This window comes from Pseudomonas salomonii (genome assembly GCF_900107155.1).
Lineage (GTDB): Bacteria > Pseudomonadota > Gammaproteobacteria > Pseudomonadales > Pseudomonadaceae > Aquipseudomonas > Aquipseudomonas salomonii.
This window is the reverse complement of record NZ_FNOX01000003.1, coordinates 314920-329197: the sequence shown is the minus strand read 5'-3', so window position 1 is coordinate 329197 and position 14278 is coordinate 314920. Positions and strand designations below refer to the sequence as shown.

Below are 14278 nucleotides of genomic sequence, written 5' to 3'. Positions count from 1 at the left end.
GTTCTGAGGAGTACGCATGGCTGTCTACAACTACGACGTAGTGGTACTGGGTTCCGGCCCGGCTGGAGAAGGTGCGGCAATGAACGCCGCCAAAGCGGGGCGCAAGGTGGCGATGGTCGATAGCCGTCGCCAGGTCGGCGGTAACTGCACCCACCTGGGTACCATCCCGTCCAAGGCCTTGCGTCACTCGGTGCGCCAGATCATGCAGTTCAACACCAACCCGATGTTCCGGGCCATTGGTGAGCCGCGCTGGTTCTCTTTCCCGGACGTATTGAAAAGCGCGGAAAAAGTCATTTCCAAACAAGTTGCTTCGCGCACCGGCTACTACGCCCGTAACCGCGTCGACCTGTTTTTCGGCACCGGCAGCTTTGCCGACGAGCAAACCGTCGAAGTGGTCTGCGCCAACGGCGTGGTCGAAAAACTGGTGGCCAAGCACATCATCATCGCCACCGGTTCGCGCCCGTATCGCCCGGCCGATATCGATTTCCACCACCCGCGTATCTACGATAGCGACACCATCCTGAGCCTGGGCCACACCCCGCGCAAACTGATCATTTACGGCGCCGGCGTGATCGGCTGTGAATACGCCTCGATCTTCAGCGGCCTGGGCGTGTTGGTGGAACTGGTCGACAACCGCGACCAGTTGCTGAGCTTCCTCGACTCGGAAATCTCCCAGGCGTTGAGCTACCACTTCAGCAACAACAACATCACCGTGCGCCACAACGAAGAGTACGAGCGGGTCGAAGGCCTGGATAACGGCGTGATTCTGCACCTCAAGTCGGGCAAAAAGATCAAGGCCGACGCCTTGCTGTGGTGCAACGGCCGTACCGGCAACACCGACAAGCTGGGCATGGAAAACATCGGGGTCAAGGTCAACAGCCGTGGCCAGATCGAAGTGGACGAGAACTACCGCACCTGCGTACCGAACATCTACGGTGCCGGTGACGTGATCGGCTGGCCGAGCCTGGCCAGTGCCGCCCATGACCAGGGCCGTTCGGCCGCCGGCAGCATTGTCGACAATGGCAGCTGGCGCTACGTGAACGACGTGCCGACCGGGATCTACACAATTCCCGAGATCAGCTCGATCGGCAAGAACGAGCACGAACTGACCAAGGCCAAGGTGCCTTACGAAGTCGGCAAGGCGTTCTTCAAGAGCATGGCGCGTGCGCAGATCGCCGGTGAGCCGCAGGGCATGCTGAAGATTCTGTTCCACCGTGAAACCCTTGAGGTGCTCGGCGTGCATTGCTTCGGCTACCAGGCCTCGGAGATCGTGCACATCGGCCAGGCGATCATGAACCAGCCAGGTGAGCAAAATACCCTCAAGTATTTTGTGAACACCACGTTCAACTACCCGACCATGGCCGAAGCCTATCGGGTAGCGGCCTACGACGGCCTCAACCGGCTTTTTTGAGCGGCTCCGGCCGGTGGCCTGAGCCGGCCGGGGAGACCGATTTCAGTAATTCTCGAGGGTGGCAGTGGCCAAACCGGGAAAGTCTGTAATCAGGCTATCTACGCCGAAGTCGGCGAGCCTGCGCATCAGCGCAGGTTCGTTGACCGTCCATACGGACACGTGCAAACCCTGGCGCTGGGCTTTTTCCAGGCGCTCGGGGGTGCACAGCGTCCAGTTCAATGCCAGGTATTCACAGCCGTAGTTCTGCGCGACCTTCAACGGGTCGAGCCAGGCGTATTCGGCCACCAGGCCGCGTGACAGGTCGGGGGTGAGTTCCACCGCTGCTTTTAATACTTCCCGCGAACTTGAAGTGACGGTGACCTTGTCCATCAGGCCATGTCGCACCGCCATCTCGCGGATCGCCAACACGGTGGTCGCGGCGCGGGTGCGTGAGGCGCTTTTGACTTCCAGCTGCCAGTGATCGAAGTTGCACTGTTCGAACAGTTCTTCCAGGCGCGGAATCGGGCACGGCTTGACCCAGCCTGGGCCGCCTTTGCGCGCGTCCATCTTCGTAAGGTCCGCTGCTGAATATTCGACGACCTTGCCGCGCCGGTCGGCGGTGCGCTTGAGGGTCGGGTCGTGGATCACCATCAACTCGCCGTCCATGGACAGGTGCAGGTCCAGTTCGCAACGGCGTACACCGTGCTTGAGGCACTCCTGAAAGCTGGTCAGGGTGTTTTCCGGTGCTTCGCCTTTGGCACCGCGGTGGCCGTAAATCAGGGTCACAGTTGCTCCTTTGCGCCAGATAGCCTGGCGTAGTCAATACGTATTCAGAGGTCGTCGCTTTGTTCCCGCGCCAGACGGCGTTCCTGGGCCTGTTTCTGCAGGATATAGCGCGCCAGCAACTGGCGTTGGGCGTCGGTCATGGATTCGAACTCCGTGCCCACGTCAAAACTATCGCCCTTGGGGTCGCAATGCGTCACGCGTGCGCGCAGCAGCAGGCCGAGCGCCTGGGGCATCAGCACCAGTTTGACCGCCAGATGCGCGCCGGGCGCCAGGGGCGTGGGGTGTTGGAAGTCGATGCCGCCTTCGGAGATGATGACCGGCTGCGGCGCGCCGACCTCGTCCAGTAGACCACGGGCCATGATCTGGCTGAGCAGATCCACGCGTTTGTTCTGGACTTTGAGGAAGGCCGCCAGGCTGCGATCCTTCTCGCTGATCTGGCGCAGCAGGTGCTGGGCTTCGAATTCGCTGAGGTGCAGTTCGCTGAGCAGATTGAATAGCGGGGAATCATCCAGCAACACTTCCTTGCTCGCCGCTTCGGGGGCAGACAGTGTGCTGATTTGCAGTGCGATCATGTCGTCGATACGGTAGTATTCGCGGCGTTCTTCTTCATCTAATGTCGACATGGCGAACCCAAAGTAGCGGTAATGGTCTGAGTGTAAAGCTGCTTACCTGACCCCGCCACCGGGACGTCTTCTTTTCCTCCGAACAAGCCCCGACATGTTCAGACCTCTCTTCGTATTTATCGGCACGCGTTATACCCGTGCAAAGCGCCGCAATCATTTTGTGTCGTTCATTTCCCTGACCTCGATGATCGGGCTCGCCTTGGGCGTGGTCGTGATGATCGTGGTGCTGTCGGTGATGAATGGCTTCGATCATGAGATGCGCACCCGCGTGCTGGGCATGGTGCCCCACGCGACCATCGAGTCCGATGAACCCATCAACGACTGGCAAAGCCTGGCCGCCAAGGTCAAGCAGAACCCCAAGGTGGTGGCCGTTGCGCCCTTTACCCAGATGCAGGGGCTGCTGACCAACGACGGCAAGGTGCAGAAGATCCTGCTCAATGGCGTCGACCCGGCCCAGGAACGTAACGTGTCGATCATCGACAAGTTCATGTTGCAGGGCAAACTCGACGACCTGGCGCCCGGCAGCTTCGGCATCGTGATCGGCGACAAGGCCGCGGCCAAGCTCGGCGTGGGCATCGGCGACAAACTCACCTTCGTCGCGCCGGAAGTCACCGTGACCCCGGCCGGCATGTTCCCGCGCATGAAGCGCTTCACCGTGGTCGGCACCTTCCACGTCGGCGCCGGCGAAATCGACGGCTACCTGGGGCTCACCAACCTTACCGACCTGGCGCGCCTGCATCGCTGGCAGCCGGATCAGGTGCAGGGCCTGCGCCTGAAGTTCAACGACCTGTTCGAGGCACCGCGCGGCGCCTGGGAAATCGCCCAGCACCTGGGCGACTCGCAGTACTACGCCCGCGACTGGACCCGCACCCACGGCAACCTGTACCAGGCCATCCGCATGGAAAAAGCCATGATCGGCCTGCTGTTGCTGCTGATCGTCGCCGTGGCCGCGTTCAACATCATCTCCACCCTGGTGATGGTGGTGAACGACAAGAAGGGCGATATCGCCATCCTGCGTACCCTGGGCGCCACGCCGGGGCAGATCATGGCGATCTTCATGGTGCAGGGCACCGTGATCGGCGTGGTCGGCACCTTGATCGGCACCGCCGTCGGCATTCTGGCCGCGCTGAACGTCAGCGCCGCCATCGCCGCGCTGGAAAAAGTCATCGGCCACAAGTTTCTCAACGCCGACGTCTACTTCATCGACTACTTGCCGTCCCAGGTTCAGGCCCAGGACGTGTTGATGGTGGGCGGCGCCGCGTTGCTATTGAGTTTCCTTGCCACCCTGTATCCAGCCTGGCGCGCGGCACGCACCCAGCCAGCACAGGCCTTACGTTATGAGTGAATCGGGCATGAGTGAAAAAGCTATTTTGAGCTGCCGCAACCTGGGCAAATCCTACGAGGAAGGCCCGGAATCGGTGGTGGTGTTGTCCAACCTGCAGCTGGAGCTGCATCCGGGCGAGCGCGTGGCGATCGTCGGCAGTTCCGGTTCCGGCAAAAGTACCTTGCTCAACCTGTTGGGCGGCCTGGATACACCTTCGGAGGGCAGCGTGTGGCTGGCCGGTGAAGAGCTGTCGGCACTCGGTGAAAAAGCCCGTGGCCAACTGCGCAACCGTTCGCTCGGTTTTGTGTACCAGTTCCACCATCTGCTGCCGGAATTCACCGCACTGGAAAACGTGTGCATGCCGCTGCTGATCGGCAAGACCGCGATCCCCGAAGCCCGCCAGCGCGCCAAGGCACTGCTGGAGCGCGTCGGACTCGGCCATCGCCTGGAGCACAAACCGGCTGAACTGTCCGGCGGCGAACGCCAGCGTGTGGCCATTGCCCGTGCCCTGGTGAACAACCCCGGCCTGGTGATGCTCGATGAGCCGACCGGCAACCTCGACTCGCACACCGCGCAAGGCATCAAGGACTTGATGCTGGAACTGAGCACCCAGATGCGCACCGCGTTCCTGGTGGTGACCCATGACATGAGCATGGCCCGCCAGATGGATCGCGTGTTGCACCTGCAGGAAGGTCATCTGGTCGCCATCTGACCCGTTTCAAGCCTGGCTTTTTAAGCCGGGCTTTTTCATTTTTTTAAACGGTGCCCGCGAATGTTCAGACCGTTATCGATTTTTATCGGCACGCGCTATACCCGCGCCAAGCGCCGCAACCGTTTTGTCTCGTTTATCTCGATGACCTCGATGATCGGCCTCGCCCTGGGCGTATTGGCAATGATCGTGGTGCTGTCGGTGATGAACGGCTTTCAGCGTGAAATGAGCACGCGCATTCTCGGCATGGTGCCCCATGCCACCATCGTCGGTGTGAACCCGATTGACAACTGGCAGCCCGTGGCCGCCGCCGCGCTGAAGAACCCCGAGGTCACGGCTGCGGTGCCATTCACACAAATGGACGGCATGTTCTCCTACAAGGGCGCGATGCAGCCGATCGAGATCAGCGGCGTTGACCCGGCCCAGGAAGGCAAGGTGTCGATCGTGGCCCAGCATATCGTGCGCGGCAAACTCGAAGACCTCAAAGCCGGCGAGTTCGGCGTCGTGATCGGCGACATCACCGCACGGCGTTTTCGCCTGAACGTGGGCGACAAGCTGACCCTGATCGTGCCGGAAATCAGCACGGCCGCACCGGGTGGCATCACCCCGCGCATGCAGCGCTTGAACGTGGTCGGTATCTTCAAGGTCGGCGCCGAGCTGGATGGCTCCATGGCCCTGATCAACATGGCCGACGCCGCCGAGATCCAGCATTGGCAGCCGAACCAGGTGCAAAGCGTGCGCCTGGCGGTGAAGGATTTGTACGTAGCACCCAAGGTTTCAGCGGACATTGCCGCGAGCCTGGGCGCCGACTACAAACCGGATGACTGGACCCACACCCAGGGCAGCCTGTTCAGCGCCATGAAGATGGAAAAGACCATGATCGGCCTGCTGTTGCTGATGATCGTCGCCGTCGCTGCGTTCAACATCATCGCCACCCTGATCATGGTGGTGAACGACAAAGGCGCGGACATCGCGATTTTGCGCACCATCGGCGCCACGCCACGGCAGATCATGGCGATCTTCATGGTGCAGGGCACGGTGATTGGTATCGTCGGCACCTTGATCGGCGGCGTGCTGGGTGTGATTGCGGCGCTGAACGTGAGTGAACTGGTGGGCTGGCTGGAGCGCGTGACCGGGCAGCATATCTTCAGTTCGGACGTGTACTTCGTCAGCAACCTGCCTTCCGAGCTGCAAGGCGGCGATGTGCTGCTGATTTGCACGGCCGGGTTTGTGCTGAGCTTTATGGCGACGATTTACCCGGCGTATCGGGCGGCGAAGATTGAGCCGGCGCATGCGTTGAGATATTCGTAATATCGATCGTTCCCACGCTCCGCGTGGGAATGCAGCCCGTGACGCTCCGCGTCACTAAGAGCGGACGCAGAGCGTCCAGTGAGGCGTTCCCACGCGGAGCGTGGGAACGATCATCTGTGCCCCTTGGGCAACTCAATCACAAACCGCGTCCACCCAGCTTCAGACTCACAATAAATCCTCCCCCCATGCGCCCGCACAATCGACTGGGTAATCGCCAACCCCAGCCCCGCATGCTCGCTGCTGCCTTCACGGCGCGCCGGGTCTGCCCGATAGAACCGATCAAACAATTTAGGTAACAAAGCCGCAGGGATACCTTCCCCGGTATTGGCGACAGTCAGCGTCACAGCCTGTGCGCTTTCCATGATCCGCACCCGCACCTCGCCGCCCACCGGGGTAAACCTCAGCGCGTTATCCAGCAAGTTCGACACGGCCCGGCGCAACATGCCGTGATCGCCCGTCGTTTGAGCTGCGCCTTCGCACACCAGATTGACCTGCGCGTCTTCGGCCAACAGCGCAAAAAACTCCAGCAGCGCCCCCACTTCATCGTGCAGCGCCAGCGCTTCGCGCTTGGGCATCAGCAGGCCATGGTCGGCTTTGGCCAGGTACAACATGTCATTCACCAACTGCGCCATCCACTGCAACTCCTCCAGGTTGCTGTGCAGCGCCTCGCGGTAGTCCTCCAGCGGGCGCGGCTGGGTAAGGATCACCTGGGTGTGGGTCAGCAGGTTCGACAGCGGCGTGCGCAGTTCATGGGCGATATCAGCGGAGAAGGCCGAGAGGCGCTGGAAGGCATCGTCGAGCCGACCCAGCATTGCGTTAAACGCCTGGGCGAGTTCGGCCAACTCCACCGGCATGTGCGCCTGTGGCAAGCGTTGGGTCAGGGAGTGGGCCGACACGCCGGCCGCCACTTCACTCATGCGCCGCAACGGCCGCAGCCCGCTGCGCGCAGCCCACGCGCCAAGCAGTGCGGTGGCCAGGGCGGACAAGCCGACCGTGAGCCAGATCAACCGCTGCATGCGTTGCAGAAAGTGCTGGTGGTGCGTGATGTCGAGGATCAGCGACAGTTGCGGCGAACCGGCTTGGCCGGCCAGTAACGGCGCGTTGTACACGCGATAATCGGTGCCGGCATTTTGCAGGCTGTGCAGGCCGGGCGCTGCGGGCAACGTGACGCTCGGCGCGCCATCAAACCAGCGTTGGCCGGCGGCGCTGATGCGCAAGGCAAGGTCCGGCTGGCGGCTGAGTTCGGCACGCAGTTGCGCTTCTCGCTGAGTAAAGGCCGCCAGTGAGTCGACACCCTGCAAGGTGCTGCGCAGCGCGATCAGTTTGCCGTCGAGTTGCTGCTGGTCCAGTTCGATAAAGTGCGCTTCGCTGGCCTGGTTGAACAATACGCCAGCGATGAGCGAGACCACCGCCGTACAGCCGGCAAATAACAGGGCCAGACGGCTGGCCAGGGACAGGCGCGCAATCAATTGCACCGTTCCTCCAGCACATAGCCCATGCCGCGCACGGTGTGGATCAGCTTGGTGGGGAAGTTGTCATCGACTTTAAGGCGCAAGCGGCGGATCGCCACTTCGATGATATTGGTGTCGCTGTCGAAATTCATGTCCCACACCTGGGAGGCAATCAGGCTTTTGGGCAGCACTTCGCCCTGGCGGCGCAGCAGCAGTTCGAGCAAGGCGAACTCCTTGGCGGTGAGGTCGATGCGCTGGCCGTCGCGCTCGACGCGGCGGCGGATCAGGTCCAGGCGCAGGTCGGCCAGTTGCAGAGCAGTTTCCTGCGGCGTGCTGCTGCCACGGCGCAACAGGCTGCGCACCCGCGCCAGCAGTTCGGAGAAGGCGAAAGGCTTGACCAGATAATCATCGGCGCCCAGTTCCAGGCCATGCACGCGGTCTTCCACCGCATCGCGGGCGGTGAGGAACAACACCGGGATTTCCAGACCGGCACTGCGCACGGCGTGCAGAATTTGCCAGCCGTCGCGGCCGGGCAGCATCACGTCGAGGATCAGCAGGTCGTAATCGCCGGTCAATGCCAAATGCTGCCCGCTCGTGCCGTCGGCCACCAACTCGGTGGTAAAACCAGCCTCGGTCAGGCCCTGGCGCAGGTAGTGGCCGGTTTTCGGTTGGTCTTCAACGATCAGCAGTTTCATGGGCAACTCTTGGCAACAGGTGACGATGGGCTTTATACCGTGGGTGGCAGCGTCAGGGCGCAACCTGACAAAGTTGTAATCTAGCAGTCAGCTGGCTGGCAGCAGGGCCATCTTAAAGTGCTGAGCAAGCTGGACACACTTTTTTGGAGAAGCATCATGGCGTTGCGTACACCACTGTTATTGGCGGGCTGTTTGTTGGCATTGAGCGTTAATGCAATGGCCGACGAGGCCCACACCTATGCGTTTGGCCAGCCGGCACCGGCCGACAAAGCCACGCGCACGGTGGAAGTGACCTTGCAGGACATTTCCTTTTCGCCCAAGGCCCTGGACGTAAAGGCCGGTGAGACGGTGCGCTTTGTGCTGGTCAACAAAGGCCAGTTGCTGCACGAATTCAACCTGGGCGATGCGGCGATGCACGCCGAACACCAGAAAGAAATGCTCAAGATGCAGGCCAGCGGCATGCTCACGGCCACCGGCATGGGCAAGATGGACCACGCCGCCATGGGGCATGGCGAGATGGGCGGCATGAAGCATGACGATCCCAACAGTGTGCTGGTGGAGCCGGGCAAGACCGCCGAGCTGACCTGGACCTTCACCAAGGCCACCGGTCTTGAGTTTGCCTGCAACATTCCGGGGCATTATCAGGCGGGCATGGTCGGCAAACTGACCGTTGAGTGAGGCGATTCTTAAGGGCGGGAGCAAAGGCTGTTAGACTGGCGCGGTTTATTTAGCCAGGTTTCCGCCATGCATCCCGCAGCCGAACATTCGCCGCTGGGCAAGTCCAGTGAATACATCTCCACCTACACGCCATCGCTGCTGTTCCCGATCCCTCGCGCCGCCAAATGGGCCGAGCTGGGGCTGACTGCCGAAACGCTACCTTATAAAGGCGTGGATTTCTGGAACTGCTTTGAACTGTCGTGGTTGCTGCCATCCGGCAAGCCGGTGGTGGCCATCGGTGAGTTCAGCATCCCGGCCGAGTCGCCGAACATCATCGAGTCCAAGTCGTTCAAGTTGTACCTTAACTCGCTGAACCAGACCGCGTTTGCCGACACGCAGAGCCTTGAAGCCACCTTGCGCACCGACCTCAGCGCCGCCGCCGGCCTGCCTGTGAGTGTGCGCATCCGCAGCCTGGCCGAGGTTGAGGCTGAAGGCGTGATGGCGTTGCCGGGGGCGTGCATTGATGACCTGGACATCAGCGTCAGCAACTACGAGCACCCGCGCCCGGAACTGCTGCGGTGCGACGACTCGCGCATCGTCGATGAGAGCGTGCACAGCCACCTGCTCAAATCCAACTGCCCGGTCACCAGCCAGCCGGATTGGGGCAGCGTGGTGGTGGAATACCGTGGCCACGCGCTGGATCACGCCAGTTTGCTGGAATATATCGTGAGCTTCCGCCAGCACTCGGACTTTCATGAGCAGTGCGTGGAGCGCATCTTTCTGGACGTGCAGCGGTTGCTCAAGCCGGAGAAGTTGACGGTGTATGCGCGCTATGTGCGGCGCGGTGGGTTGGATATCAACCCGTATCGCAGCACGGAGAATGTGCAGTTCCAGAACGTGCGCCTGGCGCGTCAGTAACCCTCACACAAAACAACTGTGGGAGCGGGCTTGCTCGCGAAGGCAGTGTGTCAGTCGATAGATTCTTAACTGATACACCGCCTTCGCGAGCAAGCCCGCTCCCACATTTTGGTTCTGTGTTTGGCTTGGGGCCGGGTTAGATCCCGATATTGACCAGGGTCACCACAATATTGCGCAAGGTCCCGGCAATACCTGGGTGGTCCAGCTCGAAGCGTTCCACCGCCAGGTTCACGCCATCAGCAATGCTTGGGTCCTGGATAGCGCCTTCCAGCGGTTCCTGAACTTCAAGTTCGGCAATCAATGATTCCAGCTCGTCGCGTTTCTCCGCCGACATCAACGGGTCGCTGTTCAATTGCTCGCGCAATTCTCTGACTTGGTCTTTCAGCTGTTCGCGGGCAGGCATGACGTTCTTCCTTTTATCGATAGGCACTGGCATAGACCGCGGCTCGCCGTGAAAGGTCTACGGGCTGACCTGTAGATTAATCCACCGGCGCCTTGAGTGCATGATCTCTATCAGGGCTTCTCGCCTTTAAGCTGGCGCAGGCTGATATCCGCCAGGCACGTGCCCAGCTCGCCAAGGTGATCGATCACCGAATGTACGCCCAGCCCATACAACGCCACCGTGGCTTTGCCGCGCTTGTGCTCGCGTTGCTGCTCGGTCAGCGCCTGCCATTGTTCCGGCGACAGGCCGCACAGCGAGCCGCAGGACGCCAGGCCGATGGTCCACAACCCGGCATTGAGGCCCGATTGCAGCAAACGTGGTTCGCCGCTGACCAGCACACAACCTTCGAGGCGTTGGATATTCAGTTCCATCAAGGCTTGCCAGCAGGCGTGCGGCGCCGGCCAGCGGATCGTGGAGGGCGGCGTGGCTTTGAGCCAAGCGGGCAGGGCAGCCGCCAGCGGGGTGGTGACCGCGGCGGGCAGTTCATCCAGCCAGGCGCAGGGCACGCCCTGGTCCTTGAGGCTGCGCAGAATCTTCAGCGCGCCGGGCGTAGCCTGGGAGCCGGGGTTGGGCGAGTCGGTGCGGGCCTGGGAACCGAAATCCACCAGGCAGCCACTCAGGCCAAACAGTACGGCAGTCAAGGTGGGAGCGCTGGCGACGGCAATTTCGGCGTGAGGCATTTCGACTTCCCTGAAATAACTATCCTGAAATAGCTACGACGCTATCCGCGCTGCATGACAAGCGGATGACACTTAACCTGTTTGTAGGAATTTTGTGCATTTTGCGTATGTCGATTCCTCGTTACTGCCTAAATCCACCCATCCGTCATATACTGACAGTCTTATTCAGGGCATAGCGCCCATGACAGACCATTCAAGGAGCCAAAGCTATGCGCTGGAGCCAGTACTTCGCTCAGCTATCTGTGTGTGCAACCATCCTGCTCGCCCCGTTCGCCGCCCAGGCTGCATCGGAAGACGATCCATGGGAAAGCGTCAACCGCCCGATCTTCACCTTCAACGACACCGTTGATACCTACGCGCTCAAGCCGATTGCCCAGGGTTATCAATTTGTAACCCCGCAATTTGTGCAAGACGGCATCCACAACTTCTTCCGCAACATCGGCGATGTCGGCAACCTGGCCAACAACGTGCTGCAGCTCAAGCCGCACGCCGCCGGTGTAGACACCGCGCGCCTGTTGATGAACACCACCTTCGGCGTGCTCGGCTTTGTTGATGTCGGCACCAAAATGGGGCTGCAACGCAGCGATGAAGACTTCGGCCAAACCCTCGGCTACTGGGGCGTCGGCAGCGGTCCTTACGTGATGCTGCCGCTGCTGGGCCCAAGCACCCTGCGTGATGCGCCGTCCAAATACGTCGACAGCTACACCCAACCGTACCGCTACATGAACGATATCGGCTGGCGCAACAGCACCTTCGGCCTGAACATCGTTGATACCCGTGCCAGCCTGCTCGACAGCGAGAAGCTGATCACTGGCGACAAGTACACCTTTATCCGTAACGCTTACCTGCAGAACCGTGAGTTCAAGGTAAAAGACGGCAAGGTCGTCGACGACTTTTAAGCCGTGACGTTTTGAAATGAAAAAAAGGCGACCTCTATAGGTCGCCTTTTTTGTGCGCGGTTTTCAACGCATTTTCAAGATCCTGAGGCCCAGGTGCTGGCGCTCGCCTTCGGTTTTGGCCCACACCACCTCGGTGTCCGCTTCCAGGCCCGCGAGGGCGGCGTGTTCCGAATCGATGCGCACGGTCAGGTTGTCCCCGACCTGAAACTGGAGAGGGGCCTCAACCTGCATGCCGGAGCTGGAAAGGTCCACGCAAACCCCGGCAATCTCTTGCCCGGCGTGGATCAAAGACACATCGGCATCCACGCGCATGCGGATGAAATCGCGTTTTTCTTCGTAGCCGCGCTCATGTTCGCTCACGGGTTCCATCCTTACTTTGTGTTGTGGTGGTGACTGTTCTTATAACTCCCGGTGATTTGCGGTGTAAAGACGCCCGGCGACCATCGGCATGAGCTTGAAACCCCTGACGGATGGGAGTACCGTCTGCGCCTTAGAAGGGCACCTCTGCTTTACCGTTGTGCATGGGAGAAATCCCAATGCTTTGTAGGACAGAGAGGCTAGAAAGCGAATCCAGTACGTGAGCCCGGCCATTGCCGAGCCGCCTACGCCAACCTAATTCTGGCGCCGTTTGCCCACATGCAAAAAACCAGTGCCACGCTGCTGATAATCGATGACGACGAAGTAGTGCGCGCGAGCCTCGCGGCCTATTTGGAAGACAGTGGCTTCAGCGTCCTGCAGGCCAGCAATGGCCAACAGGGTCTCCAGGTGTTCGAGCGCGACAAGCCCGACCTCGTGATCTGCGACCTGCGCATGCCCCAGATGGGCGGCCTTGAGCTGATTCGCCAGGTAACCGAGCGTGCGCCGCAGACACCAGTGATTGTTGTGTCCGGTGCCGGCGTGATGAACGATGCTGTCGAGGCCCTGCGCCTGGGCGCCGCCGACTACCTGATCAAGCCCCTGGAAGACCTGGCGGTGCTGGAGCACTCGGTGCGCCGCGCGCTCGACCGTGCTCGCCTGTTGCTGGAAAACCAGCGCTACCGCGAAAAGCTCGAAACCGCCAACCGCGAACTCGAAGCCAGCCTCAATCTGCTCCAGGAAGACCAGAACGCCGGTCGCCAGGTGCAGATGAACATGCTGCCGGTGAGCCCGTGGACCATTGACGAATTCAATTTCGCGCACCAGATCATCCCGTCGCTGTACCTGTCGGGTGATTTCGTCGACTACTTCCGCGTCGATGAGCGACGTGTGGCGTTCTACCTGGCCGACGTATCCGGCCACGGCGCATCTTCTGCTTTTGTGACCGTGTTGTTGAAGTTCATGACCACACGGCTGTTATTCGAATCCAAGCGCAATGGCACCTTGCCGGAGTTCACTCCCTCCCAGGTGCTCGGCCACATCAATCGGGGCCTGATCAGCTGTAAGCTGGGCAAGCACGTGACGATGGTCGGCGGCGTTATTGATGAAGAAACCGGTCTTTTGACCTACAGCATCGGCGGCCACCTGCCGATGCCGGTTTTATACACTCCCGACAGTGTGCGTTACCTGGAAGGCCGTGGTTTGCCGGTGGGCTTGTTTAACGAAGCCACCTACGAAGACCACATCCTGGAACTGCCGCCGACGTTCAGCCTTACGCTGATGTCCGACGGCATCCTGGACCTGCTTCCAGAGCCTACACTCAAAGAGAAAGAAGCCGCCTTGCCCCAAAAGGTCAAGTCGGCGGGCGGCAGCCTGGATGGCCTGCGGCAAGTTTTTGGATTGGCCACGCTAGGGGAGATGCCGGATGATATCGCCCTATTGGTGTTGAGCAGGAATCTTTGATGAGTACCGGAAGAATCCAATTCGCCGAGCAAGACGGGACCTTCGTCCTCAAGTTTGTGGGTGAAGTGCGCCTGACCTTGTGTTCGGCGCTGGATGCGACGATTGAGCGGATCTTCACCGCGCTGAACTTCTCAGCGATCGTGATCGATCTGACCGAAACCCGCAGCATCGATAGCACAACCCTGGGCCTTTTGGCCAAGTTGTCCATTCTGTCTCGGCAGAAGGTCGGCCTGTTGCCGACGGTGGTCACCACCCACGAAGACATCACCCGGCTGTTGCAGTCCATGGGCTTCGATCAAGTGTTCAACATCGTTGACCGCCCGATCCCGTGCCCGGAATGCCTGACCGACCTGCCTTCGCAAGACCAGTCCGAGGAAATCGTACGGGTCAAGGTGCTGGAAGCGCACAAGATTTTGATGGGCCTGAACGAGTCCAACCGCGAAGCCTTCCACGACTTGGTCAACGCCCTAGAGCGCCACTGACCTTCAGTTGAAACCCAATCCAATGTGGGAGCGGGCTTGCTCGCGAATGCGGTGTGTCAGTCAGAAAATTCATAACTGACCCACCGCATTCGC

At 60.5% G+C, this 14278-nt stretch carries 16 protein-coding genes; 9 read left to right on the top strand and 7 right to left on the bottom strand.

The genetic code is table 11. The annotated features are described in order from the left end of the window. Nucleotides 1–16: 16 nt before the first annotated feature. Nucleotides 17–1411 carry a Si-specific NAD(P)(+) transhydrogenase gene (sthA, locus tag BLV67_RS08880; protein ID WP_003189670.1) on the top strand — a complete coding sequence of 465 codons (1395 nt, stop codon included), beginning with the start codon at nucleotides 17–19 and terminating at the stop codon, nucleotides 1409–1411. Nucleotides 1412–1453: 42 nt separating this feature from the next. Here sthA and BLV67_RS08875 read toward each other — a convergent pair whose 3' ends face one another. Continuing rightward, nucleotides 1454–2176, bottom strand: a complete 723-nt coding sequence (locus BLV67_RS08875; RefSeq protein ID WP_069788597.1) for a glycerophosphodiester phosphodiesterase — start codon at nucleotides 2174–2176, stop codon at nucleotides 1454–1456. Between the two features lie 44 nt (nucleotides 2177–2220). Beyond that, nucleotides 2221–2799 carry a PilZ domain-containing protein gene (locus BLV67_RS08870; RefSeq protein ID WP_065929189.1) on the bottom strand — a complete coding sequence of 193 codons (579 nt, stop codon included), beginning with the start codon at nucleotides 2797–2799 and terminating at the stop codon, nucleotides 2221–2223. A gap of 94 nt (nucleotides 2800–2893) precedes the next feature. On the opposite strand from BLV67_RS08870, the gene BLV67_RS08865 reads away from it, so the two are divergent. From BLV67_RS08865 to BLV67_RS08855, 3 genes are read left to right on the top strand one after another with little or no spacing between them, the layout of a single operon-like run. Continuing rightward, complete coding sequence (locus tag BLV67_RS08865; RefSeq protein WP_065929190.1) at nucleotides 2894–4144, top strand: lipoprotein-releasing ABC transporter permease subunit; 1251 nt, start codon at nucleotides 2894–2896, stop codon at nucleotides 4142–4144. A 7-nt stretch (nucleotides 4145–4151) separates the two neighbouring features. After that, on the top strand, nucleotides 4152–4835 hold the full coding sequence (gene lolD, locus BLV67_RS08860) for a lipoprotein-releasing ABC transporter ATP-binding protein LolD (protein WP_020372695.1): 684 nt from the start codon (nucleotides 4152–4154) through the stop codon (nucleotides 4833–4835). Between the two features lie 60 nt (nucleotides 4836–4895). Continuing rightward, a complete protein-coding gene (locus tag BLV67_RS08855; RefSeq protein ID WP_069788598.1) occupies nucleotides 4896–6143 on the top strand; it encodes a lipoprotein-releasing ABC transporter permease subunit in 1248 nt (415 codons plus the stop codon). A gap of 110 nt (nucleotides 6144–6253) precedes the next feature. On the opposite strand, the gene BLV67_RS08850 is transcribed toward BLV67_RS08855, so the two are convergent. Both BLV67_RS08850 and BLV67_RS08845 read right to left on the bottom strand, forming a co-directional pair. Next, a complete protein-coding gene (locus BLV67_RS08850; RefSeq protein ID WP_069788751.1) occupies nucleotides 6254–7612 on the bottom strand; it encodes a heavy metal sensor histidine kinase in 1359 nt (452 codons plus the stop codon). Next, entirely contained in the window at nucleotides 7609–8289 is a 681-nt protein-coding gene (locus tag BLV67_RS08845) for a heavy metal response regulator transcription factor (RefSeq protein WP_058419626.1), read from the bottom strand. The genes BLV67_RS08850 and BLV67_RS08845 overlap by 4 nt, the downstream gene beginning before the upstream one ends. A gap of 156 nt (nucleotides 8290–8445) precedes the next feature. Between BLV67_RS08845 and copI the strand changes: the two genes are divergently transcribed. Together copI and queF are read left to right on the top strand one after the other, a co-directional pair. Next, on the top strand, nucleotides 8446–8967 hold the full coding sequence (gene copI, locus BLV67_RS08840; protein ID WP_069788599.1) for a copper-resistant cuproprotein CopI: 522 nt from the start codon (nucleotides 8446–8448) through the stop codon (nucleotides 8965–8967). 66 nt (nucleotides 8968–9033) lie between these two features. Next, nucleotides 9034–9864 (top strand): NADPH-dependent 7-cyano-7-deazaguanine reductase QueF, encoded by an 831-nt coding sequence (queF, locus tag BLV67_RS08835; RefSeq protein WP_069788600.1) that lies wholly within the window; start codon nucleotides 9034–9036, stop codon nucleotides 9862–9864. Between the two features lie 136 nt (nucleotides 9865–10000). On the opposite strand, the gene BLV67_RS08830 is transcribed toward queF, so the two are convergent. Continuing rightward, on the bottom strand, nucleotides 10001–10267 hold the full coding sequence (locus BLV67_RS08830) for a DUF4404 family protein (RefSeq protein ID WP_069788601.1): 267 nt from the start codon (nucleotides 10265–10267) through the stop codon (nucleotides 10001–10003). A 110-nt stretch (nucleotides 10268–10377) separates the two neighbouring features. After that, a complete protein-coding gene (gene pcrP, locus BLV67_RS08825) occupies nucleotides 10378–10986 on the bottom strand; it encodes an HAD superfamily inactivated hydrolase PcrP (protein WP_065929194.1) in 609 nt (202 codons plus the stop codon). 209 nt (nucleotides 10987–11195) lie between these two features. Here pcrP and BLV67_RS08820 point away from each other — a divergent pair, with 209 nt between their 5' ends. After that, a complete protein-coding gene (locus BLV67_RS08820) occupies nucleotides 11196–11885 on the top strand; it encodes an MlaA family lipoprotein (RefSeq protein ID WP_065929195.1) in 690 nt (229 codons plus the stop codon). A gap of 63 nt (nucleotides 11886–11948) precedes the next feature. On the opposite strand, the gene BLV67_RS08815 is transcribed toward BLV67_RS08820, so the two are convergent. After that, complete coding sequence (locus BLV67_RS08815) at nucleotides 11949–12245, bottom strand: PilZ domain-containing protein (protein WP_069788602.1); 297 nt, start codon at nucleotides 12243–12245, stop codon at nucleotides 11949–11951. 276 nt (nucleotides 12246–12521) lie between these two features. Between BLV67_RS08815 and rssB the strand changes: the two genes are divergently transcribed. Both rssB and rssC read left to right on the top strand, forming a co-directional pair. After that, the gene (rssB, locus tag BLV67_RS08805; RefSeq protein WP_069788603.1) at nucleotides 12522–13703 is read left to right on the top strand and encodes a two-component system response regulator RssB; all 1182 of its coding nucleotides are present in this window, start codon (nucleotides 12522–12524) and stop codon (nucleotides 13701–13703) included. Continuing rightward, the gene (gene rssC, locus BLV67_RS08800; RefSeq protein WP_010212025.1) at nucleotides 13703–14185 is read left to right on the top strand and encodes an anti-sigma factor antagonist RssC; all 483 of its coding nucleotides are present in this window, start codon (nucleotides 13703–13705) and stop codon (nucleotides 14183–14185) included. Before rssB ends, rssC begins: the two co-directional genes overlap by 1 nt. Nucleotides 14186–14278 lie beyond the last annotated feature (93 nt).